Genomic DNA, 24,798 nt, shown 5'->3' on the forward strand with positions numbered 1-24,798 from the left:
ATACATACCCTCATTACATGTCTTAAGAGGGTTATGTATATCACCTTTGACTGATTTTAAGAAAAAAAAGTCCTTTGAAATGTAATCGATTACACAAATTGAAGGGGGTGATTGATTTCTTTAATACAAGAGGAAGTTTGGTTTATTACTTACTAGCTTAAATAAAGCGTTAAAAAAAAATAATGAATGAACCAAATGGAGGATTAATATGAAAAAGAAATCTTACATATTCTCTGCAATTATTATAAGTGGTGCACTTGCTCTGGCAGCTTGTGGTAACCAAGACGCTTCTACAAAGGAAGGAGGTAAAGACACTACTAAAACAGCAACTATCGCAAGTACTGGTGATTTAATGATAAATCCTAAGGTTTCGGATAAAAAAGTTATGGATAAGGGGCCATATGGTGAGGCAGCAGTTTCGGCTAAAACATTAAAGCTTTCTGAAAAAGAAATTGAAAAGATTAAAGCAGGCAAATATAAAGCTGCTATTGTTATGCACTATTCTGGAACAGACTATATGACAGCCCAGGTTAATGCAATGAAAGCATCCTTCAAGAGGATGGGAATCGAAGTAGTTGCAGTGACGGACGCTCAATTCAAAGCAGAAAAACAAGTTTCAGATATTGAAACAGTATTAGCAAAAAAACCAGATGTAATGATTTCTGTTCCAGTAGACCCAGTTTCAACAGCACCAGCGTTTAAAAAGGCTGCCCAACAAGGGGTTAAGCTAATATTTATGGATGGAGTTGCACAGGGTTTAAAACCAGGGAAGGAATATATAAGTGCCGTGTCTGGTGATAATCGCGGAAACGGTGCTGCCGCAGCTGATATTATGGCTGAAAAGCTTGGTAAAAAAGGAAATGTGGGTATTGTTTTCCATGACGCTGATTTCTTTGTAACAAAAAACCGTACGGATGCTTTTGAAGAAACAATGAGAGAAAAGTATCCAAATATTGAAATCGTAGCAAGGGGGGGAATTACCGGGCCAAATGATGGAGAAAAAGTAGCTTCTGCAATGTTAACTAGAAACAAAGATATTAATGGTATCTTCGTGGTGTGGGATGTGCCTGCTGAAGGTGTCGTCGCAGCTGCTCGTACTGCAGGGAAAGAAGATTTAGTAGTCACTACAACAGACTTAGGCACAAATGTTGGATTGGAAATTGCCTCTGAAGGTGTTGTAAAAGGCCTAGGCGGTCAATTACCTTTTGACCAGGGCGTAGCAGAATCTATTTTAGCAGGATACGCATTACTTGGGAAAGAGGCACCTGCTTATGTCGCTACACCAGCTCTATCTGTAACCAAAGAAAACGTGTTGGATAGCTGGAAGCTAATTTACGGAGTGGATGCCCCGGAGATCATTCAAAATGCAGCTGAATAATATCTACTACTAATTAAATCATTAAATTATATGAAGTTATTCTGAAATGAATAGCTTTTACAAATAAAGAAGGTGAATTAGCTTTGGGACAGCCAATACTTGAAATGAAAAAAATATCTAAAGCATTCAACGGTATCACGGTTCTTGACGATGTTGATTTCTCTATCAATAAGGGAGAGATACACGCCTTAATGGGTGGAAATGGTGCTGGTAAATCTACTTTAATGAAGATTTTAACGGGTGTTTATACAGTAGACTCAGGAGAAGTTTTAATTGAAAATGAAAAAGTAACAATCAATAGCTATGAGGATGCTAGAAAAAACTTTATATCTATGATCTTTCAGGAGTTCAGTTTAATTCCGACATTAACAGTTGCACAAAATATCTTTCTCACAAGAGAAGACAAAACTTCTGTTGGGCTGATTAATGATAAAGAACTTGTTCTAAAAGCAGAAAAAATCATAAATGAATTAGGTGTCGATATCAACCCTAATGACATTGTCCAGGAACTTGGAGTAGGGTACTGGCAAATGACAGAAATTGCCAAAGCGCTTTCTCAGGAAGCCAAAATATTAGTCATGGATGAACCGACTTCCTCGCTTACTCAAAATGAGATAGACATACTATTTAAGCTTATGAATCAACTAAAAGCAAAAGGATATTCTATCATTTATATTTCACATAGAATGGATGAAATCTTCAAGATTTGTGACCGTATTACGATTTTACGAGACGGAAAGCATGTAGTTACAGATAACATTGAAAATATTGATATGGAATCTGTTATTCAGCATATTGTAGGGGCGAAATTTAATAAGGCCTTTGAATGGAAAGAAAGAAGTTATTCTAAAGTTGCCCAGCCGGTATTACAGGTAAAAAATTTATCGTCAGGACCAAAAGTCAATAATGTAAATTTAAGCATCTATCCTGGTGAGATACTTGGCGTGGCCGGACTGATGGGAAGCGGAAGAACAGAAATGGTCCGAGGCATATTTGGGGTAGACCCCAAAGATAGTGGAGAAGTCATTGTAAATGGACAAAAAGTAACCATAAAAAGTCCAACTGACGCAATAAATGCGGGTATAGCCCTTATTCCGGAAGACCGAAGGGTACAGGGATTAATCTTGGAGCACAGCGTGAAAGAGAACATGGTCTTACCAATCATTTCGAAGGTTAAAAGAGGCTTTTTGCTTGATGATAAAAAGTCCAATGAAATTACAAACAAGTTTGTTAAAAAACTTAATATCAAGACAGACAATATCTTCAAAAAGTCAGGTTTGCTCTCAGGTGGAAACCAGCAAAAAATTGTTTTGGCCAAGTGGCTGGCGAATGATCCAACTGTGCTTATTCTGGACGAACCTACAGTAGGGGTAGACATTGGTGCAAAATCAGAAATTATTGATGTGATTCGTGAACTTGCTGACAGCGGCAAGGCCATACTTGTTATCTCTTCGGAGCTTCAAGAATTGCTTGCCATGAGTGATCGCGTGGTCATCATGCACGAAGGAACGATATTCAAGGAGCTCAATCGAAAAGAAATCGATACAGAGGAGGATCTTCAATATGCAATACAAGGTCACTAATAAGGTTGAAAACAAACCTAGAAACAATTTAACTAAATCACTTAAAGGATTTGAATGGAGAAACTATATCGTTTATATAGCTTTTATAGGAGTATTAATCTATTTCTCGGTTAGCCTTTCAGACCAGGGATTCTTGAGCTCAGATAACTTTATGAATATAGTTAGACAAACAGCTCCTATCACAATCATGGCACTAGCGATGACATTTGTTATCAGTACAGGTGAAATTGACCTTTCTGTTGGCTCTATTGCAGCTTTATCTTCATTAACAGGTGCATTGTCCATCCAGGCTGGTTATGGAGCGATAGGTGGTGTGGCAGTTGGCTTGGCGACTGGGTTACTAGTTGGATTAATTAACGGATTGCTAGTAACAAGAGTACAAATCCCTTCCTTTTTGGTAACGCTTGGAACGTTGGGAGCTATTTCAGGGGTAGCGATGTGGATAACAGACACTGCACCGGTGCCGATCGTAGACGCTTCTTTTAACTTTATCTTTGGATCAGGTGACATTGGTGCAGTTCCTATCTTATTAGTGTGGACATTAATTCTGACTATTATTGCTCATATTTTATTGAAAAAAACACCTTTTGGAAGACAAACCCTTGCCACAGGCGGGAATGAGAGCGCCGCTCGTTTCTCAGGTGTAAAAACCATGAAAATTAAACTTATAGTCTTTCTTGGGACGGGACTAATGGCGGGTTTGGCAGGTTTATTATATGCGGGACGTATGCATGCAGGGAGGTATACATTTGGTCAGGGCGATGAGCTATCCGTTATCGCAGCAGTCATTCTTGGCGGAACAAGCTTATTTGGCGGCGTAGGAACCATCGTTGGCACTGTAGTTGGATCGTTGATGATTGGAACTATTAACAACGGATTAATAATCATGGGCTTAGATGTGAGCCAACAGATGATTGTTAAAGGAATGATCATTATCATGGCTGTAGCGTTCGGTAAGAAAGCTTTGAAAAGATAGTAAACGATTCAATACTCATTTGGTTTCAACCACTAGAGCAGGGATGAGCAGTGAACAAAAAATCAGGTGGGAAACATTGAAATGGGTTTTTATCGGGCCACTTACATTGAAGTAATTAGAAGACTTGCTTTGTTTGAGGTGGTTTCTTTGACTTAGAACGGTTTAGATTTTTCAAACGCTAAGTTTTTATTTTGGTTGATAGATAATATATATAACAATTCAAAATGTAATCGATTACATTAGATTTAATGTTTATACCTGGAAATAACAACTTCTTTAAGCATTTAAAGGATCGTTCCTGGGATTGGGTATCTCTTTATAGGAATCTGCAACGATAAAACTTGATAATTGTAGGAATACTAGCACAACCCTGTAAATCGATAGCACGTCTAGGACACTAGATACCACTTACGATCAGTGAGAGTATAGAAAACTAAATGATACAGGGTTAGTTTCACATTATTCCTTTTTAGGAGGTGATTATTATTCTAGGGTTTTAAAGAAGGCTTTTCATCAGTTCGAATTGGAGGGTAAATAATGAAATTGGGATATCATACGAATACCTGGGGTGGAGTAATTGGCCATCCTGCAGGAGTCACTTCAGTGAAGGATTTATTCTATCTAGCAAATGGGTCAACAGAGGAAGCGTTAAAAGATATAGCAGAAGCAGGCTATCAAGGTTTTGAGATCTTCGATGGAAACCTAATGGAATACAAAGATCGAGTGGAAGAATTTAAGTCTTTGATACGGGAGAATTCCTTAGATTTTATTGGTGTGTACACAGGTGGGAATTTTATCTTTCCTGACATATTAGAAGAGGAATTATCAAAAATAGAGGCGGTAGCTGCTTTGGCATCAAAAGCGGGCGCAAAACACCTTATAGTCGGGGGAGGGGCAATCCGTTCGAATGGTATCCTGGATAGCGATTACATAGCGTTAGGGAATGCTCTTAATATTGTCTCAGACATTGCTGAAAAGTATGACCTTATAGCAAGTTACCATCCACATTTAGGGACAAATGTACAGTCCCCTAAGCAACTGGATAAACTAATGCTATTAACAAAGATAAATCTCTGCCCGGATACTGCTCATATTGAAGCTGGTGGTGGAGAACCGATAGATGTTATAAAAAAGTATTCGGATCGTATTAAATACGTTCATTTAAAAGACTACCATAATGGGGATTTCTTACCTTTGGGAGAGGGTCACCAAAATTTTGACCAGATGCTGACCGTTTTGGATGAAGTGAACTATGATGGATGGGTTACTGTCGAATTAGATAGCTACCCTGATCCAAAAAAAGGGGCAGAGATTAGCCGTCATTTTCTTTCTAAGTTTGTGAAGATAAATAACGTATAGGTTAAAGGATATGAAAGTGGGGTTATTATGAAGAAGTTTTTGTCGGTATTCCCTATGATTTTGTTGATTACCTCTTTTGGACTAGTTGGCTGCAGCCAGGAAAGTTCGAACAGCACTGAAGTTGAAAATGTCCCAGAAGCAAATTCATCGGGTCCGCTTACCATTAACACTGAATTACCGAGTGATCAGGAAATTCTTAGTAAAGGTCCTCATGGGGAAACTGCAGTTTCAGCAACAACATTAGAACTTTCAGAACAGGATATGGAAAAAATTAAAAAAGGGAAATATACTGCAGCAATTGTAATGCATTACGCGGGTAACGATTGGGCAAAGGCACAAATCGACGGTCTGAAATCATCCTTCAAAAGAATGGGCGTAGAAGTTGTAGCCGTTACGGATGCACAATTTAAACCAGAGAAGCAGGTTTCAGATATAGAAACTGTTCTAGCAAAGGATCCTGATCTTATCGTAAGTATTCCAGTAGACCCTGTCTCGACTGCTGCAGCATATAAGAAAGCAGTTGAAGCTGGAGTTAAGCTTGTGTTTATGGATAATACACCTAGCGGTCTGGAAGCAGGCAAGGATTATGTGAGTATTGTTTCTGCAGATAACTATGGAAATGGCGTGGCCGCAGCAGATATTATGGCTGAAAAACTTGGTGAAAAGGGGAAGATCGGTATGGTTTTTCATGATGCTGACTTCTTTGTAACAAAACAACGTACAGAAGCATTTGAAGCAACCCTTAAAGAAAAGTATCCCGATATGAAAATTGTTGCACGTGGAGGGATAACTGACCCGAACCAGGGAGAGAAGGTTGCATCAGGTATGCTGACAAAAAACCCCACTTTAGATGGAATCTTTGTTGTTTGGGATGTACCTGCTGAAGGAGCATTAGCGGCAGTTAGAACTGCAGGTAGAGAGGATATGGTCATAACAACAATTGATTTAGGCACAAATGTTGCATTGGATATTGCATCAGGTGGGCCAATAAAAGGTCTAGGGGCACAGCTGCCTTATGACCAGGGTATCGCTGAAGCTATCCTTGCTGGTTATGCTTTACTTGGAAAAGAAGCACCTGCATATATAGCAGTACCAGCTTTAACAGTAAATAAAGACAATATTCTGGATGCATGGGAACTGGTTTACCATACAGAGGCACCTAATACAATCCAGAATGCAGGAAAGTAAATACTATTGATCGCTAATTTAATAATAGGAGGAGAATAAAATGAAGAAATTGAATATAGGCATGATTGGTGGAGGATTTATGGGGAAAGCGCATGCACTTGCATATGCAGGGATGCCGATGTTTTTTTGGCCGTCACCAGCAATCCCACATCGTCATACTTTAGTTGATATTACAGATGAATTAGCTAAGGATGGTGCTTTGCGTCTAGGGTTTGAGAATTATTCTTCCGATTGGAGAGCGGTAGTAGAAAATCCAGACATTGATATTATTGATATTGTTACTCCTAATGATTCACATGCAGAAATAGCGATTGCTGCTGCTAAGGCCGGAAAGCATATTATTTCAGAAAAACCTTTAGCAAGAGATGCTAAAGAGGCAAAAACCATGTTAGAGGCTGTACGTGAGGCAGGGGTCAAGCATATGGTTGCTTTCAATTATAGAAGAACACCAGCTGTTGCATTGGCTAAAAAATATATTGAAGAAGGAAGAATTGGAAGGGTTTTGAATTTCCGGGGTACTTATCTACAAGACTGGTCTGCAGACCCTAATTCACCTTTATCATGGCGATTCCAGAAAAAAGTCGCAGGTTCTGGCGCTCTAGGAGATATAGGAACTCATGTAATCGACTTTGCACGTTACCTGGTCGGTGAAATCACTGATGTTAATGCACTTGCAAGAACATGGATTCCTGAGAGGCCAGTTCAAACAGGTGGTGTCGACAAATTAGGTACTATCAAAGGGTCTGAAGGTGTACCAAAGAGTGCTGTAGATGTAGATGATGAGTTTACTACATTGGTAAAGTTTGAGAACGGAGCAATTGGAAGTATTGAGGCTACACGTAATGCTTGGGGTCGTAACAACTTCTTAACATTCGAAATTCATGGTGACAAAGGTTCAATTTGTTTCAACTACGAGCGCCGTGATGAACTCCAAGTCTGTTTCTCTGACGACCCAGGCGATGCCAAAGGCTTCAGAACAGTTTATACTGGTCCGGCCCATCCATACGGAGAAAGTCTCTGGCCAATTCCAGCGTTAGGCATCGGCTATGGTGAAACAAAAATAATCGAAACTTATGATTTTATTAAATCAATTGCAGAAAACACAGCTGTTTCACCAGACTTTAATGATGGGTTTCAGATTGCGGTTATTTCTGATGCAATCCTTGAATCTGCTGAAAAAGGTGCATGGGTGAATCTGCAACAAAACCTTGTAAATGTAAAATAAATAAAGGGAAACTCCATCAGTAGAAGGTTATTTCATTTACACTTAAACAGGCCAGTCCTGAAATAAATTGGTAAACCTGCAGGTTTCATTATATGAGCTATGTTATTTGATAATTACTTCTGTGTTTTTTATCTCTAATATATAAAAAAAGGGTGACTATTAAAACAAGTCACCCCCTTTTTATTGCATCCCTCATTAACAAACCTTAAGACTCACACAGTTTTGACCTGACGGAGTAAACTAATTAGAAGTACTAATCTATTTTTGAGAAAAAGTAAAATTAATGGGGGAAAAATTTCTATATACAATAAGTATAAAGATTATAAATTTTGTGAAAAAAGTTGCAATTAATAATGTAATCGATTACAATTATTCTTGTAAAGCAGTTTACTACTTAAACAACCTAATAAGTAGATAGATAGCATTAATCCCTATAATATGTAATCGATTACATATAATTATCTCTAATTCACACGAAATCAAGGAAATAAAGGAAAAAAAGGAATAAAACCCAACTCATTTTTGTAATCGATTACAGAAAGTCTTATGTTACTGGTTAAGGAGGATCACACCATGGATAAAATTAAAGTGGGAGTCATCGGAAATGGTTTTATTGGACCTACTCATATTGAAGCTATTAGAAGGCTTGGTTTTGTGGAAGTGATCGGGCTAGCAGCGAATGGTCAGGAGGCCGCTGAAAAAAAGGCTGCTGAACTCGGGATTTCAAAAGCCTTTGGCGATTATGGCGATATGCTAAAAGATAGTGAAATCGAAGTGGTACATAATTGCACACCGAACCATCTTCACTTTACGATCAATAAAGAGATTATGTTAGCAGGAAAGCATGTTGTTTCAGAAAAGCCTCTAGCAATGTCAAGCCAAGAGTCAGCTGAATTGTTAGCACTCGCAAAGGAAAATAAAGTCGTGCATGGCGTCAACTTCAATTATAGGCAATACCCGATCGTGAAACAATTGGCAGCAATGATAAAGAATGGCGAGTTGGGCAAAGTGAATCTTGTGCACGGAAGCTACTTACAAGATTGGTTATTATATGAGACAGATTTTAATTGGCGGTTGGCTTCGGATGTAGGCGGAAAATCACGAGCCATCGCGGATATCGGTTCCCACTGGTGCGATACCGTCCAATATGTGACCGGAAAACGGATTACGGAAGTATTCGCTGATTTAGCAACAGTCATTCCAGTAAGAAAGAAACAAAAACACAACGGATCCACTTTTGGAACGGAAAAAGAAGAAAATAAGAATTATGAAGATGTTTCTATCAATACAGAGGATTACGCATCCGTTCTTGTACGCTTTGAGGATGGAGCCAAAGGGGTGTTTACGGTATCTCAGGTAAGCGCTGGCCGGAAAAATAGGTTGAGCTTTGAGATCAATGGAAGTCAACATTCAGCCTTCTGGAACCAGGAGGAACCGGAGAAATTATGGATTGGCCACCGTGAAAGACCTAATGAAATCCTTCAGGCAGATCCTGCTTTGTTCTTACCGGAAGCCAAACAGGCGATCCACCATCCAGGCGGACATAATGAAGGTTGGCCGGATGCAATGAAGAATATGATGCTGAATTATTATTCCTTCATTCGTGAAGGCAAGGATCTACTAAATGAACAAGTTAATTTTGCGACATTTGAAGATGGTCATATATCCATGTGCATTACTGATGCAATTTTAGAGAGCCATGAACAACAAAAATGGGTGAAAGTCCAGGGAAGGCAGGAGTATCTATGAAACTAGGTGTATTTACCGTTCTTTATCAAAACCTTTCTTTTGAAGCGATGTTGGATAAGCTTTCCGAAATGGGAGTAGATGCGGTTGAACTGGGTACTGGAAATTATCCGGGGAACTGCCATTGCAACCCGGATGAGTTATTAAGCAGTCCTGAAAAAGTTAAAGAAATTAAACGTGCGATTGATAGTAGAGGAATGACTATCAGTGGTCTAAGCTGCCATGGGAATCCACTTCACCCGAATCAAAAGGCTGCGAAAGAAGCACATGACACTTGGAGAAAAACCGTTTTATTAGCGGAACGGTTAGAAGTTCCTGTCATCAATGGGTTTTCAGGCTGTCCAGGTGATCATCATGAAGCAAGGTTTCCAAACTGGGTAACATGCTCCTGGCCACCTGAATACACCGAAGTTCTAGATTGGCAATGGAACGAAGTCGTAATTCCCTATTGGAAAGAGGAAGCTCGATTTGCCAAGTCACACGGCATCAATCAAATCGCACTTGAAATGCACCCAGGGTTTGTTGTGTACAACCCGGAAACATTACTGAAGTTAAGGGAGCATGTAGGACCGATTATAGGAGCGAATTTTGATCCAAGCCATTTGATCTGGCAAGGAATAAATCCGGTTGAAGCCATTAAAAGGCTTGGAAAAGAAAATGCCATCTATCATTTTCACGCGAAAGATACGTATTTGGACCAAGCTAATATTAGTGTGAATGGCGTCCTGGATACAAAGCATTACAGTGATATCTTAAATCGCTCCTGGACATTTAGATCTGTAGGTTATGGACAAGACGAAAAAGTTTGGAAAGATATTGTAAGCGCTCTACTCGCAGTAGGATATGATTACGTTGTTTCGATCGAGCATGAAGATATGCTTGCGTCGCTAGATGAGGGCTTAGGCAAGGCCATTTCGTTATTAAAAGGGGCCATGTTTAAAGAGCAATTAACTGAAATGTGGTGGGCATAAGGCTCACCATTCCTTAACTTTATAATTCGAGGTGATTAATAGTGAAAGCAATTAAAGGAACGAAACGCGGTCTCTTCGGCCTGCCTATCACCATGATTTGGGGATATTTAGCAACAATGATTTTTATGGTTGGGGACGGACTTGAGCATGGATGGCTGTCTCCATATCTTATTGAACAAGGTTTTACCGTTCAACAGTCTGCTACCTTATTTATGGCATATGGGGGAGTATTGGCTATTGCCTCCTACTTTTCCGGGGTTCTGACAGAAGCCTGGGGAGCAAGAAAAGTGATGATTTTAGGAATGATCATCTGGTTGATCGGTCACATTGCTTTTATAGAGGCTCTTCAAAGTAATAACTATTCAGTCATGTTGCCTACCTATGCTTTACGCGGATTCGGATATCCATTATTTTGTTACTCTTTCTTAGTGTGGGTCACGTATCGCAGCCCTGGTAAGGTCCTTGCGACAGCAATCGGAGTTTTCTGGGCAGCTTGGATTGCGGGGCTTTATGTAATCGGAAGTTATTTCCCAGCATTTATGCTTCCTAAAATTGGGCATGTAGGTCTTCTATGGAGTGCAGTTGCTTGGGTTTTAGTCGGTGGTTTAATTGGAATTTATGTTGTCGGACGCGATACAGGAGCTAAGAAAGGCAATCCAAAGGAAAAGTTCAAAAGCTTAATTAGTGGACTAACCATTTGCTACGAGAATCCAAAAGTAGCAATCGGTGGTATTGTTCGTACGATCAATACGACAGGTATAGGTGCACTGCCAATCTTTTTCCCGTTATATTTATCTTCCGAATACGGATTTAGCACAGAGCAATGGCTGCAAGTATGGGGAACGATGTGGTTAGCTAATATTGTTTTTGATATTGTTATCCCGTATGTCAGCGATAAATGGTTAGGCTGGAGAAATACGGTTATGTGGATTGGAAGCTTTGGTTCGGGTGTAATGACTTTGGTTTTGCTTTATACGCCACAGGTTTTCGGTGGTAATTTTTGGATGATGACTCTTGCAGGAGTATTTCTTGGAGCTGCACTCACAGGTTACGTACCAATCACTGCAATTGTAACTTCACTTGCACCAGATAAGAAAGGGTCTGCAATGGCTGTTGTAAATTTCGGAGCAGGATTATCTTACTTCATTGCACCGGCAATCGTTGGGGCATTCATCGGCAGCATCGGTGTGGAAGGTGTGATGTGGGTATTCGCCATCTTGTATTTTATTAGTGCATTCTTAATGAGATTCATGAAATTACCCCATGAAGAAAAGCAAAAACAGAAAGAAAATGCTTTTATTGACAAAGATCAAGCAAGTTAAAAGATAATAAAAACATTATATATTAAAAACTATGAAAAATAAGACCTTTATTAATAGGAGGAGAAAACCATGAAAGCAGTTATTTTTCCTGGAGACAAAAAAGTAGAAATAAGAGAAATGGAAATCCCGACACCTGGTATGGGAGAAGTTTTAATCCAAATGAAAGCATCTGCGATTTGCCGCAGTGATATGAGTTTATATTATGGAACTTCGGTTTTTGAGGGTACAAAACTTGGTTCTATTGTTCCAGGTCATGAACCTGCGGGAATCATAACAGAATTAGGAGAAGGGGTAACCACTTTTAAGACAGGAGACCGTGTTGCGGTTTATTTAGCACTAGGATGCGGGGAGTGTGCCCATTGTAAGAGTGGTTACAAAATGTTCTGTAAGGAATTCAAGTGCATAGGATTTGATTCCCACGGTGGAGACGCAGATTACATGGTTGTTCCGGCTGAAAACTGCATGAGGCTTCCCGATGATATGAGCTTTTTAACAGCTGCCGTTTCAACTGATGCTGTCGGAACGTTATTCCATGCCCAAAAAAGACTAGCGATTTCTGGAAGAGACAAACTTGTCATTTTCGGAATGGGTCCTATGGGGGCCGCCGGTGTAATGATCGGAAATGCCCTGGGTGCGACTGTAATTGCAGTCGATATGCTCGATGAGCGCTTAGAAATGGCGAAAGAATTAGGCGCAGCCTACGTAATTAATGGGAAAAATGCAAACGTACAAGAAGAAATTTCCCGCATTACAAATGGGCTTGGTGCCGATGCAGCGATCGATTGTTCAGGAAGTCCTTTTGCTCAGAATGATGCGCTGGATTGCGTTAGAGCCCATGGACGGGTTGCCTTTGTTGGTGAAAGCAAGGAAACTACGATTAAACCAAGTGCACAATTAATCCGTAAACAAATCTCTGTCGTAGGGTCGTGGTATTTCCCAATCCAGGAATTTGACGAAATTACGGAATTCATTGTCAGAAAAAAACTCCCTGTTGAAAGATTGGTGACCCATAAATTCAGACTGGAAGAAGCAGAAACAGCGTTCCGACTATTTGATGAAAGAAAAACGGAAAAAGCAGTATTTGTTTGGGAATAATATTTAGCTATACAAGTGAAATACTTATTAGCTCTCATTGCCGGTCCGAAGTATAGGGATAAAATAACAATCGTTAGATAATATCATTCGAAAAGAGGTTATGTATCATGAAGGGCATTTCGTTTAATACTTGGGCATACAGCAGTTTTCCATCTTGGGTCCCTTCCTATCCGCTAGAGGAAGTAATAAATAGGATTTCATCATTTGGTTATGATGCGATTGAGATTGGATGTGCAGCTCCTCATGCCTGGCCGGACTATTTATCACCGGAAAGAAGGAAGGAAATTTTAAAACTTTTAAAAGAAAAAAACTTAAAGGTATCATCGATGCTTCCTGCACCAGGAGGCGGACCGGGTAATAACCCAAGTTCACTTCTTGCTGAGGAACGAAAATTTACGATCAACCACTATAAAGAGGTTGTCCGGTTGGCACACGAGTGGGAATGCCCGACAGTTATGTGGATTGCAGGATGGGCCTCATTTGGCATGTCTCAACAGGATGCCTGGAATTACAGCTTAGAGGGGTTAGGGGAAGTTGGTAATTATGCCAAAGAGCTAGGTGTAACTATGGTTGTTGAGCCAACCCCTGCAGATAGCAACCTGATTGAAACAGCGGATGATGCTTTGTTATTAAGCGAACAAACTGGTTTATCCAATGTCAAGGTAATGTTTGATACATTCCATGCTTTGTACAGAAACGAAGTACCAAGTGATTATGTATATCGAATGAAGAATAAACTCCACCATGTGCATATTTCGGACAATGACCGTCTCCCTCCTGGCCAAGGAAGAGGCGATTTTACGGCCGTACTTAAAGCATTAAAAGAAATCAATTATGATGGGTATTTATCAATGGAAGTAGGATTTCATACAAGACAAGCAGAACCAGATTGGTACGCAAGGACTTCGATTGAATACTTGAAAGCTAAATTAAGTGAGATTGATTATTTATAAAAGGTATTGTTATGAAATATCATATTTGAAGTTATATACCTATGATTTCTGAGAAGAAAAGGATACTAGAAAAAGTTGCTAAGGTTTGGAAACTGATTAGAAAAATTATAAAGAATAGAGGCATAGTCGATTGACTATGCCTCTATTCTTTATATATATAAACCTAGTAGCTACCTAATACTGTTGTTTTAGGATTCTTTTTGGTTATTAGTAATTCAAGGTGATCTTACATTCATCCTGTAATATTTAACCAGGATAAAAACACTTGAACAGTCATTCAATATCAACATTTTTCTTTAACAGAGACAATTATTAAAAATAAAGGCTATAGAGACGAGAAGAGAAATAACCTATGGCAATTACAATAAAAGATGTGGAAAAACTGGCGAATGTTGCTACTTTTATAATTTCTCAAGTGATTGCAGATGATACTCGAATAAGTGAAAAAACGAAGGTTCGTGTTCGTAAGGCAATGCAAAAGTTAGGATACCATCCTAACTTCATTAAAAAGGTTTGAAAGAAAATGATGATACACTTATAAGCAAACTGTTTGAACAAAATGAGGATTAGGTTAATGTATGGACCGGTTTAAATGAGTATTTTGAATTAGGTATAAAATTGAGGGGAGCATTAGAGTTTAAAATCCATTAGATGATTTAAGAGAGCCTTTTGGCTCTTTTTATTTTGAAAAAGTTTTAACTTTGTAAATTTGTGTTTTGCTGTCCTACCCTCCCCCTACAGGGATTATTTCTATTAGGATTATGGTCCTTTGCTTACTCTAAGCTATATTTATATTATGTAAACTGGGGAGGATAAAGTTTTCACTTATTATAAAACGGATTTACATAAATATGGGGATGACTTTACATAATAGAGAAGGATATGAATTCTTTTGTAATAGGGAGGTGATTAGATGTTCTTCAAAAAACGAAAGATTAGAAATAATAAAGACAAACAGGCCGTGACTGAGAATTCACAAGATATTGGCCAGCTTTTTGCTAAGGTTAAAAAATCCAGTGATTTTAAACAATTTCCACTTACGGATGAATCGGGACATTTAATCATTTCTTACTACAATACACTGGTCGATCAACAACAACTCCAACTGAAAATTTTAATGATTTTCCGAGAGACCCCTTTTGAACTAGACAGGCTAGAGAAAATTGATGACATAAAGAAAATCATCGCAATAGAAGATATTGTAATAACGGATAATCAGAACGAAGCTGAATCAAAGTTACTTAAAGGGTATGCGATACTTCAAATGAAGGAAAATGATCAAAGGGTTGCTTTAATTCTCTTATCTAATGATAAAGCTGGATTGCGTGAACAAAATAACGTTGAAAATGAGTTTAGTGTGGTGGGGCCACAAATTGGGTTTCTTGAGAATATTGATGTAAATATACATTTATTAAGACAACAAATAAATACAACTGATCTAATTACGAAGGAAGTAAACATTGGTTCTACTTCAAATACTCGAGTTATTATTGCTCATATTGATGGGATTACGAGTGAGCAGCATGTTAATACCATGACCCAACGGCTTCAAGATATTGATTTTGATGTCATTTTTGATACTTCTCAGCTGCATCAATTTATAGAAGATAATTCCCTTACACCGTTTCCTTTGCTTCTTCCAACTGAACGTGTGGATAGGGCGGTTCAAGCTCTTATTAACGGACAAGTAGCTGTTTTAAGTAGTGGGTCGCCATATGTAATTACAGGTCCTTCTACGATCATTGATTATTTTATGTCACCTGAAGATTACTTTCTCCCATGGATTCTTGGATCTTTTTTTCGTTTAATACGGGTATGCAGTGTCCTTTTCTCCATTTTTGGAACATCTATTTATATAGCTGTTATCACTTACCATTACGAGATGATTCCAAACGATTTATTCGGTTCACTTAGTATTTCTCGTTATAATGTCCCGTTTCCGCCGGTATTAGAGGTGATTTTTCTGGAATTCACGATTGAACTATTACGTGAAGCGGGAGTCCGGTTACCTACAAAGGTAGGACAAACATTGGGAATAGTGGGCGGTATTGTTATCGGCCAAGCGTCAGTTGAGGCGTCCCTTACAAGTAATGTCTTACTCATTATAGTCGCCTTATCTGCCTTAGCTTCCTTTACTACCCCAATTTATAAAATGTCGAACACTATACGTTTTTTACGTTTTCCTTTAATTCTCTTCGCATCTATTTGGGGGGGACTAGGCATCGTTATCGGGATTGCCTTTTTAATCATTCACCTTACACGGTTAGAATCTTTAGGAACACCCTATACAGTTCCATTTTATCCATTTAGGCATGAGGATTTAACGGACAGCCTGATCCGTTCCTCTTATAGTAAAACATCCAAAAGGCCAAATTATTTACGTCCTAAATCAATTTGGAGATACCACCCACATAATCACAAAAAAAAGAAAAGTGATTTTGATGAATAATCAGCAAAGGATAATAAAGGTGAATTAAATGAGATTATGTTTTCTGTTAACTTTTAGCTTAACTTTCTTTTTATCAGGGTGTGGTATACATGAGAGGATCATTGATGAAGTTCAGATAATTGAAGCTCTAGGATATGATCGGGAAGAAGGCAAAGTTAAAGGAATTGCTATTTATCCTACTTTCGCAGAGCAGGGAAAAGTCAAATTGAAGATTTATAAAACGGTGTCTGATTCATATGAAGACATACTCCCGAGAATGAATGCAAAATCAGCCTATCCTATTGAGACAGGAAAATTAGATTTTGTATTGTTCGGCAAGGAATATGCCACACAAGGGATCGAAGATGTTATCACTAATTTTGCCCGAAATCCAAATACAGCGAGTAGAATGCAGTTGGGCATTGCTGAAAACACAGCCGAAGATATACTTCAATCCAGTAAACATGTGAATCTTTCATTCCATTTAAGTGAAAAAATCAATCAAAACATTGAAAGTGGTAATTTGCCAAAAATGAATCTGCACATGTTTTTGAACAATTTTCATCAAGAAGGGAGGGATCAAATTTTACCTTACCTTATCCTAGAGGAAAATCAAATTAAAATTGACGGGTTAGCTTTATTAAAAAACGGGAAGTACATAAATCATATTAATTTAAGACAGTCCTTTATTCTAAAAACATTAATTGATGGGTCTCAAAATGGACAATATAAAACCAAAATCACACAATATAAAAAGGAAGGTTTTATTCTCTTGAAAAACCTGGATGCAAAAACTACATATACGGTTGAGAAAACCGAAGGCATTCCGAGTATATTCATCGATTTAACCATCCATGCAGAGATTGAAAAAGCATCATCCTGGTTTGATTTGAAAAAAGATAAAGATATTGTAAAATTGGAACGAACTTTAAATGAACACTTTAAGGAAGAGGTCCAACGTTTAATTTCACTGGCACAAGGATACAATGTAGATCCCATTGGGTTGGGAGAAAAGGTTAGAGCCAACTCAAGAAGTTGGGACTATCAACGGTTTATGGATATATACCCAGAAGTAAAAACCACTGTACACACAAATATTGACATCCTAAATACAGGTATTGAAGAGTAAGTCTGCCAGATAAGAGGAGGAGCCACGTGAAATCATTACTAGACGAACGACATTTAGTATCTTCCTTTTACGTTTTCTTTCTGATCTACACGAATATTATTGGCATAGGAATCATGAGTTTTCAACGAGATATAACGAAGGACGCAGGTTATGATGCATGGGTTTCCATCATTTTATCAAGTATAAGCATTCATATACTAGTTTGGATGATCTATCGTATTCTTAGAATTGCTAAAAATGATGTCATACATGTTCACAAATTTTGCTTTGGAAAATGGATTGGCGGACTGTTCAACATTTTCGTGATTTTCTACTTTCTTATATTAGCGTTAATTGTTTTCCGTGTTTATATTGATGTTGTTCAAGTTTGGCTGTTTCCCTTAATGAAGACATGGCAAATAAGCCTCATTCTTCTAGTCCTCATTTATTACGTTGTATCCGGTGGATTCCGCGTGATTACTGGAATGTGTTTCTGGGGAACTATTATACCTTTTATTATCCTGTTTCCCCTTAATTTTTTTTCGTTGGAATTTGCCAATTTTCACAATTTATTACCCGTCTTTAACCACTCTCTGAAGGAAATCGTATCATCCTCTAAAGCTATGTTGTTTCAGTATGTTGGCTTTGAGACCTTATTCATGTTCTACCCATTCATAAAAAATCCAGACAGATCACAAAAATGGGCCCATTTTGGACTTTTGTTCTCAAGCTTACTTTATCTAATAGTAGCACTCATCACATTTGTTTTCTTTAGTGAAGGACAATTAAACCATACAATATGGCCCACATTAGATCAAATGAAAATTGCGAAATTTCCTCTAATAGAAAGAGTCGAATTTATCGTTGTTTCGATTTGGTTACTTCTCATATTACCCAATATCAGTGTGAAAATATGGGCAGGTTGTCGTGCTATTAAGAAAGTAATAAATGTGAAACAACGTATAAGTCTGTTCATTGTACTGGTCCTATTCTTTATTATAGCTAATGTGCTCAAAGAGAGGAGTCAAATAGAGCGATTGAATGAAATGTATTCAAACATTGCTTTTTACTTTGTGTATCTATATATCCCTTTTCTCTTTTTGTACATTCATATTAAGCATAAAATAACTAAGTAGGATAGAAAGCTTCTAGAAAGTTATAATACAATCTGGGCAGATCGTTTTGTAAGGATTCAACAGAAAAGGTCTGCAGTTACATTTGGGAAGGTGAACCATTCCAAATCACAGAAATTACAATGGATGATCCTAAACTAAGTGAGGTTTTTAGTTCGCCTTATTGCGTCAGGGATTTGTCACACTGATGTTCTAATACAAATCAAGCTTACCATTATATATTTCTCCATTGGTTCTTGTAAATTTAGGTATCATAACGCATTTTGTTGGTTTGAAGTTAAATATGGGGTTTGTAGGAATGGGAGTGAGTAGGGTAGGTGCAATTATACTTGGAATAAGCCTAAGAATCTTAGTTTTAATATTAATTACAGATTAAAATAAGAAAAGAAAATTGAAGAGAACCATTTGATTGATTAATGATGTACTTCTTAAACTAACGAGTGTGATACTTCAATAAGGGGTATCGTTTTTCTTATTGAGCTCCCATGAAAATTAAAAAAGCTCAAAATCTAGAAAAAACCACAACAAAATAGACCCAGTAAAAACGCTTTTTTAAAAAAAGGCTGAGCCTTATGAGTGATCTGATTGAGTTTGGTAAATCGTTAAACAAAACCTCGAATCATTGGAAATTAAGTAAAGGCTAGCGCGACGATCAAAAAAAGATTAATCTCCCAAAAGTATTACCCATAAAGGGCGCGACAGTCGATGGTACACCGTTGTCGTCGGAGTCAGACTAACGGATGGGCTCAAAGGCACCATAGTTCAACGACCTTCTTCGCCAGCCATTTAAACATTATCGCGACATAGAGACCAATTTTCATTCTCTGTGGTGAAGCGCTGATATTTGCGCTTCATAGATGGTAACGGGTGCGTTAGCTGAAAACAGGAGCTGTTTTTAAGGCAGCACATTCTTTGTATACCGGGATTTTTGGTTGAAGAAAAAAATGATTTGATTAGTGTTGAATTAAATACTAAATACCATAATTATAGCTTATACCAAGGCGTAACTGCCGGGCAGGAACAAATATTTAGACAGTTGGTCAGAATAATATTGAATAAGAAAAAAGAGTCGGCAAAGCAACTCTCCTCTAAAATTCTCCGTGTTTAACTTAATAAGAATTTATTCAATGCTTGTTGTAAAGTTCCTAATGTTTGATCCGAAATTTTATATTTAAGCCATCCAATAACGTCTTATTTAACTTCTACGCAAAAGATATAGACGAAGTTCACCAATTCATCAAGAGTAATAACATATCCATTGTCAAAGAAATAGAGCGAATTAGAGATTTTGCTTATTTTAACTTTCAAGATCCAGATGGTAATGTACTTATGATTTGTAATGGTTAATTTTCTTTGGGAGTAGTCGGCTATACTACTCCTTTTAACTTTTTTTGCAGTTTGCGTCAACTCTACAACAAGTCTTAAGAAACTAATGGGTGCGTTAGCTGATGTTCAATTTAATTTGTAAGGTTCAATGGATGTATGGAAATGGTCCGGCTTATTTTGAGTTAGTAAAACAACAGAGGCTAGAAGGAATTGTCAAAAAAGGAAATTAAAAATATCATATTGGTAAACGATTGCAGGGCTCAAGATTATCTATTATCAATATACCGATGCAGTAATAACTGGATTGTGAAAAGATGAATTTGGTTTGCTTCTAGGGATTGAAGAAATAACCGAATAAAGCCAGCTGGCATAATAGAGTTTGTCACTCCTGCAGCGAGGAAAAAATATTCTATAGTCAGTATCAGATTTAATTGTAGATGAAAACAAGAAAATGAAAATTATTTATTTAGATTCGAAGATTAAGTGCAAGGTAAAGTTTAGAAATTATACAAAGGCAGGCTTGCTCCGCATTGCTGTCTTATATAATCAAATAAAATAGTGAAGGTGATTTTACTTTGTCTATAGAAAATCCAGAAGGTAATTATTTATGACCACGAAGATTATCCTGACGTTAGTGGTCGCTATGACAATTGCGGTAAAGCTTAGTTTGAAAGTTCGGTTAAATATATTCGTAAATGCAGAGAGTGTGGCATGAAGAAATCGATTTAACCCTAGTAAGAAAGAAGTAAAAATCGTTTAGATTGGATCATCTACATTACCATTATTACCTTGTTTTGCTAAGCACTTCCTATAATATACCCCTAAAAAAAGCAATGTTTCTCAAGTTCGAGAAATTCATTGCTTTTTTCGACTTGCCCGAACCTCTGTGTAATCTGTCTGTTTTCACATCCATGAGGTGACTTTATTGTTGAGGAAGGTTTAGGGCTGTATTTGCTGTATTTAAATCAACTTGTAATTGTTCACTTAAATCATGTGGATGATAGTAACCTTTTGAAATCATATAGTTACTTATCTCTCCGTGTCTTTCTACAGCGACACGAAGCTGTTCTCTTAAGGCTGCTTTCAATTCAGGTGTTTTTGTTTCTGTAATGGCAAAAGCAAGATTTCTAATTCCAGATTTTGCGGATATTAAGAAGTCCGTTGCAATCACCTGATCAGTCATGCCACCCATCCCCGCCATATTTTGCAAAAAATTTGTCATTACTGTTCCCCTCGATTCGTCAGAATTTCCTGGAGTGTTTGAATATCTTGTGTCCCAGTGCTCATGTCTTTTAATAGAATATTTTGTAGTGCTGTATCCTGCACTAAACTGCTCATTGTAGAGGACTTTGTTAGACAAAGACTCTTGAAAGTTAAAATTTCGTGCGCCTCTAAAGTCTCATGCAGTCCTAAATTTTTCGTCATGATTTTTCACTCCATTTCTTTGAGAATTCACTTACATATCTTTCGTAATACAAAAGTTTTTATACATCATCATTTGCATAGGTAACGTGTATTTTGCGAAATAAACTACCTATCGGTCAATATTCCGTATAACAAACAGATGAACTGGGAAAGGTATTTTTGTTATATAGATTAGGGAGGTGCACGTATGGAAAATGAAAGCTTGGCATTTCATGAAACCATGGAAACGCATGAAATTTTAAATTTTAAAACAATAGGTTTAATGAGATCAAAATTAATGCAAGGAATTTGCTTTGACAATGACTTAAAAGCATTAATGGAAAAAGACGTACAACAATCTATAGCTGCTATAAACGAGCTAAAGGGATTTTATACAGAAGCTCGAACAAACTATGAAAAATGAGGTGGAATTTAAATGGAAATGGATTTTTTAGATCCTCAAGGCGCTGAACATATGCCGGAAATGGCTGATTCCTCTTTCGCGCTAGATTTCCTACTCTCTATCAAAAGTGGGATTCATACTTATGGTATTGCATTATCTGAAACAGCGAATCCCGCATTGAGAAAAGCATTGTACCAGCAAATGGAGCAATCTATTGACTTACATGGTGAGTTATCCGATTTAATGATCAGGAAGGGCTGGCTTTATCCGAACGATGTAGGTAAACAGGTGGAATTAGATTTGAAATCAGCCGATATGGCGGTTAGTATCGCTGGAATGAATCTTTTCCCGAATGATACTGACAGACTCGGCATGTTCGCCACGCCGAATAAATAAAGGAGGAAAAGCATCATGAAAGCCGTAACTTACCAGGGCAATAAAAATGTACAGGTTAAAGAAGTTAAAGACCCTAACATCAAAAATTCGGATGATATTATTGTAAAAGTCACTACTTCAGCGATTTGCGGCTCCGATTTGCACTTAATTCATCAATTAATTCCCAATATGCCTACAGATTATGTGATTGGTCATGAGCCGATGGGGGTTGTTGAGGAAGTTGGACCAGGGGTAACTAAGTTAAAGAAGGGAGACCGGGTCATTATCCCATTTAACGTTAGCTGCGGGAGCTGCTGGTATTGCGACCACGACCTTACAAGTCAGTGCGATAATTCAAATCCTCATGGGGAAATGGGTGGTTTTTTTGGATACTCAGAAACAACTGGTGGGTATGCGGGCGGGCAAGCTGAATATATGCGTGTTCCTTATGGAAACTTTACCCCTTTCAAAATCCCAGAAGACTGCGAGGTAGAAGATGAAAAATTGGTGTTGCTCGCTGATGCAGCATCCACAGCATTCTGGAGTGTAGATCACGCAGGTGTCAAATCTGGCGATACGGTTATCGTTTTAGGCTGTGGTCCTGTTGGTCTACTCACTCAAAAATTCGCTTGGTTTAAAGGGGCGAAAAGAGTGATTGCAGTCGACCATCTAGATTATCGTTTAGAGCATGCAAAAAGGACGAATAAAGTCGAAACCGTAAATTTTGCACAATATGAAAACACTGGTGAATACCTTAAAGAAATCACTAAAGGTGGTGCAGATATCGTTATTGACTGTTCCGGGATGAGTGGCAAAATGACTCCGATGGAATATCTTGCATCGGGTCTTAAATTACATGGGGGAGCCATGGGAGGGATTGTAATTGCGTCCCAAGCAGTGCGTAAGGCGGGAACCATACAGATAACAGGCGTTTATGGCGGCCGTTATAATGGATTCCCCCTAGGAGATATTTTCCAAAGAAACGTGGATATTAAAACCGGACAGGCTCCTGTTATTCCTTATATGCCCTACCTTTATAAACTAATATCAGAAGGAAAAGTAGATCCTGGCGATGTTGTAACCCATGTACTTCCAATTGACCAAGCAAAGCATGGGTATGAAGTGTTTGATACAAGGACAGATGGATGTATTAAAGTGGTCCTTAAGCCATAAAGATGGTTGTTTTCATTTGGGGTAAAATAGATTTTACAACTATGGAAATGGACTATGAGTAAGGAGGGAAGGTATCAAACCCTTTTTGGAGTAATTTTTACTTCTGGATGAAATACGAATAGAAGAAGATTTTAGAAAAGTGAACTCCCTGACTTGAGAGCTACATTTACCTTATTCAAATTAAGCACCAGAAAAGACGATTTTGCCCACGTTAAGGGAAAATCGTTTTTTTTTTTTGTGCTCTAAGCTATCTTTTTTTCATTAAGTAAAACCCACGACCTACAAAAACTATAAAGAGCAAATTAGTTATAGGGTTTTTGTTATTTTTTACTTTTTTCGTTTGGATTTATCACATATACTTTTTCTTTTCTTTGGAGAACAATATCAGAAAAGATTATAGCAGTAAGTGAATTCATTCAGCGAATCATTCGGCATATACTCTTTCATAGTAAAATCCCTATCAATTGGATAGGGATTTTCGTTTGTTATTTTGATTTAGCAAAAGTTTTTTTGCAAATTCAAATCCAATCGATCCATCATCTTTCAAAACAAGAGAAGCATCAAAAGGCTTCTTTTCTTTTGCCTTTGGTTTCATCCCTTTGATCACACTTGTTTTCTTCTTGGTGCATAAATCACTTTCATTAATGCATTTGAGATGGGAATGTCTGTTTACATCCTCTTGCATATTCCGGAAATTTGATCAAAGCGATTACGATGACTGATATCCGAAGAAGGTTATCCTCAATAGCTTCCAAGTATTAACTTTTTGTCCTTTCCAATAAACGATCTATGGAATCCTGTATGTGGCTGGAGATCGCAATCTCGGCTCTGTATACATCCCTTGTCCGGATGGCCTCAATGATTTCCATATGTTCCGATGGTGCGTCTTTTTGGTCGATCTCACCTTTGACATGATAAAACCGGCCTATATGAAGATGACAGTGCATGCCTTTATATGCTTCAAATAAAAACGGGTTTCCTCCAGCGTTCATGATGGCATGATGAAATTGTTGATCTAAATGAGTAAAATCTAGTATTTTTTTGTTGGAAGCACCTGTGTTTGTGGAAAACATTTCATCTGTAAGCGCGGCCATTTCTTCCGTCACCCTTACATTATTTAAGCGGATAATATTCCGGATCGCATGCGTCTCCAGTAATATCCGGGCCTCCAACATTTTCGCCATATTTTCAGTATCTAATATGTCACTGACCCGATACCCCTTATTTGGTTCTAAGATGACTAAGTTCTCAGAGTTCAGACGAGATAATGCTTCTCTGAGAGGTATGGCGCTAATGTTGATTTCCCGGGTTAAATGGCTGATATTGATTTTTTGTCCCGGCGATAAATCCCATTCAAAAATCTTTTCCTTTAATAAATTATAGACATATTCCGTTGTCTCCCCGCGTTCTTTTTCCTTTATCATCGAGATGCCCCTAACTTAAAAAAATTTCTATGAGAACGAGTGTTATTTCATATAGATGTAACAACTTAAATTATTACTGAAGTAGCTTTCTTCTTGTTGCCCCTATCAATAAGATAAGGCGAAACCATATTGATATCAAGAATAGAGAGTTTATAAGGGGACCTATAGTTTGCTGGATAGCTACAAAAATATCCTCATTACTGATAATTATATATTATATTCGTAAGT

The 24,798-nt window shown here is 37.9% G+C and carries 21 protein-coding genes and 1 pseudogene; 19 read left to right on the plus strand and 3 right to left on the minus strand.

All coding sequences use genetic code 11. The features are described from left to right. The first annotated feature begins 208 nt into the window (after positions 1-208). From ACWF5P_RS25385 to ACWF5P_RS25460, 16 genes and pseudogenes are all read left to right on the plus strand, one after another. Positions 209-1,378 (plus strand): substrate-binding domain-containing protein, encoded by a 1,170-nt coding sequence (locus tag ACWF5P_RS25385; protein ID WP_098866258.1) that lies wholly within the window; start codon positions 209-211, stop codon positions 1,376-1,378. An 83-nt stretch (positions 1,379-1,461) separates the two neighbouring features. Further along, complete coding sequence (locus tag ACWF5P_RS25390) at positions 1,462-2,961, plus strand: sugar ABC transporter ATP-binding protein (RefSeq protein ID WP_452445444.1); 1,500 nt, start codon at positions 1,462-1,464, stop codon at positions 2,959-2,961. Between the two features lie 151 nt (positions 2,962-3,112). Further along, positions 3,113-3,937: an ABC transporter permease gene (locus ACWF5P_RS25395; protein ID WP_452445445.1), complete on the plus strand. Its 825-nt coding sequence runs from the start codon at positions 3,113-3,115 to the stop codon at positions 3,935-3,937. 537 nt (positions 3,938-4,474) lie between these two features. After that, positions 4,475-5,296, plus strand: a complete 822-nt coding sequence (locus ACWF5P_RS25400) for a sugar phosphate isomerase/epimerase family protein (RefSeq protein ID WP_098866256.1) — start codon at positions 4,475-4,477, stop codon at positions 5,294-5,296. 27 nt (positions 5,297-5,323) lie between these two features. After that, a complete protein-coding gene (locus ACWF5P_RS25405) occupies positions 5,324-6,484 on the plus strand; it encodes a substrate-binding domain-containing protein (RefSeq protein WP_452445446.1) in 1,161 nt (386 codons plus the stop codon). A gap of 40 nt (positions 6,485-6,524) precedes the next feature. Continuing rightward, a complete protein-coding gene (locus ACWF5P_RS25410) occupies positions 6,525-7,709 on the plus strand; it encodes a levoglucosan dehydrogenase (protein ID WP_098866254.1) in 1,185 nt (394 codons plus the stop codon). A gap of 573 nt (positions 7,710-8,282) precedes the next feature. Then, positions 8,283-9,458 (plus strand): Gfo/Idh/MocA family protein, encoded by a 1,176-nt coding sequence (locus tag ACWF5P_RS25415; protein ID WP_452445447.1) that lies wholly within the window; start codon positions 8,283-8,285, stop codon positions 9,456-9,458. After that, a complete protein-coding gene (locus tag ACWF5P_RS25420) occupies positions 9,455-10,426 on the plus strand; it encodes a sugar phosphate isomerase/epimerase family protein (protein ID WP_098866252.1) in 972 nt (323 codons plus the stop codon). The genes ACWF5P_RS25415 and ACWF5P_RS25420 overlap by 4 nt, the downstream gene beginning before the upstream one ends. Before the next feature lie 41 nt (positions 10,427-10,467). Next, positions 10,468-11,748: an MFS transporter gene (locus ACWF5P_RS25425; protein WP_452445448.1), complete on the plus strand. Its 1,281-nt coding sequence runs from the start codon at positions 10,468-10,470 to the stop codon at positions 11,746-11,748. Between the two features lie 69 nt (positions 11,749-11,817). After that, on the plus strand, positions 11,818-12,843 hold the full coding sequence (locus ACWF5P_RS25430) for a zinc-dependent alcohol dehydrogenase family protein (RefSeq protein WP_452445449.1): 1,026 nt from the start codon (positions 11,818-11,820) through the stop codon (positions 12,841-12,843). A 107-nt stretch (positions 12,844-12,950) separates the two neighbouring features. Then, positions 12,951-13,796, plus strand: a complete 846-nt coding sequence (locus tag ACWF5P_RS25435) for a sugar phosphate isomerase/epimerase family protein (RefSeq protein WP_230175736.1) — start codon at positions 12,951-12,953, stop codon at positions 13,794-13,796. 352 nt (positions 13,797-14,148) lie between these two features. Next, positions 14,149-14,307 (plus strand): annotated as a pseudogene (locus ACWF5P_RS25440) (LacI family DNA-binding transcriptional regulator); the annotation flags it as partial. A gap of 402 nt (positions 14,308-14,709) precedes the next feature. Then, the gene (locus tag ACWF5P_RS25445) at positions 14,710-16,245 is read left to right on the plus strand and encodes a spore germination protein (protein ID WP_452445450.1); all 1,536 of its coding nucleotides are present in this window, start codon (positions 14,710-14,712) and stop codon (positions 16,243-16,245) included. 28 nt (positions 16,246-16,273) lie between these two features. Then, complete coding sequence (locus ACWF5P_RS25450) at positions 16,274-17,353, plus strand: Ger(x)C family spore germination protein (protein ID WP_452445451.1); 1,080 nt, start codon at positions 16,274-16,276, stop codon at positions 17,351-17,353. Between the two features lie 26 nt (positions 17,354-17,379). Then, positions 17,380-18,468 carry a GerAB/ArcD/ProY family transporter gene (locus tag ACWF5P_RS25455; RefSeq protein ID WP_452445452.1) on the plus strand — a complete coding sequence of 363 codons (1,089 nt, stop codon included), beginning with the start codon at positions 17,380-17,382 and terminating at the stop codon, positions 18,466-18,468. Between the two features lie 1,149 nt (positions 18,469-19,617). Further along, on the plus strand, positions 19,618-19,812 hold the full coding sequence (locus ACWF5P_RS25460) for a VOC family protein (RefSeq protein ID WP_353616119.1): 195 nt from the start codon (positions 19,618-19,620) through the stop codon (positions 19,810-19,812). Between the two features lie 901 nt (positions 19,813-20,713). Here ACWF5P_RS25460 and ACWF5P_RS25465 read toward each other — a convergent pair. After that, complete coding sequence (locus tag ACWF5P_RS25465; RefSeq protein WP_048682429.1) at positions 20,714-21,013, minus strand: spore coat protein; 300 nt, start codon at positions 21,011-21,013, stop codon at positions 20,714-20,716. A gap of 390 nt (positions 21,014-21,403) precedes the next feature. Between ACWF5P_RS25465 and ACWF5P_RS25470 the strand changes: the two genes are divergently transcribed. Genes ACWF5P_RS25470 through ACWF5P_RS25480 form a run of 3 tightly spaced genes read left to right on the plus strand, consistent with a single transcriptional unit; the run spans position 21,404 to position 23,146 of the window. Further along, positions 21,404-21,619 (plus strand): hypothetical protein, encoded by a 216-nt coding sequence (locus ACWF5P_RS25470; protein ID WP_056519692.1) that lies wholly within the window; start codon positions 21,404-21,406, stop codon positions 21,617-21,619. A gap of 12 nt (positions 21,620-21,631) precedes the next feature. Continuing rightward, positions 21,632-21,994, plus strand: a complete 363-nt coding sequence (locus tag ACWF5P_RS25475; protein ID WP_048682441.1) for a spore coat protein — start codon at positions 21,632-21,634, stop codon at positions 21,992-21,994. A gap of 15 nt (positions 21,995-22,009) precedes the next feature. Next, complete coding sequence (locus ACWF5P_RS25480) at positions 22,010-23,146, plus strand: zinc-dependent alcohol dehydrogenase (RefSeq protein ID WP_056519699.1); 1,137 nt, start codon at positions 22,010-22,012, stop codon at positions 23,144-23,146. 460 nt (positions 23,147-23,606) lie between these two features. Here ACWF5P_RS25480 and ACWF5P_RS25485 read toward each other — a convergent pair whose 3' ends face one another. Next, positions 23,607-23,831: a topoisomerase C-terminal repeat-containing protein gene (locus ACWF5P_RS25485; RefSeq protein WP_452445453.1), complete on the minus strand. Its 225-nt coding sequence runs from the start codon at positions 23,829-23,831 to the stop codon at positions 23,607-23,609. A gap of 73 nt (positions 23,832-23,904) precedes the next feature. Next, entirely contained in the window at positions 23,905-24,570 is a 666-nt protein-coding gene (locus ACWF5P_RS25490) for a GntR family transcriptional regulator (RefSeq protein ID WP_452445454.1), read from the minus strand. Positions 24,571-24,798 lie beyond the last annotated feature (228 nt).

The sequence above is a fragment of the Peribacillus sp. NPDC055009 genome (assembly GCF_053608705.1).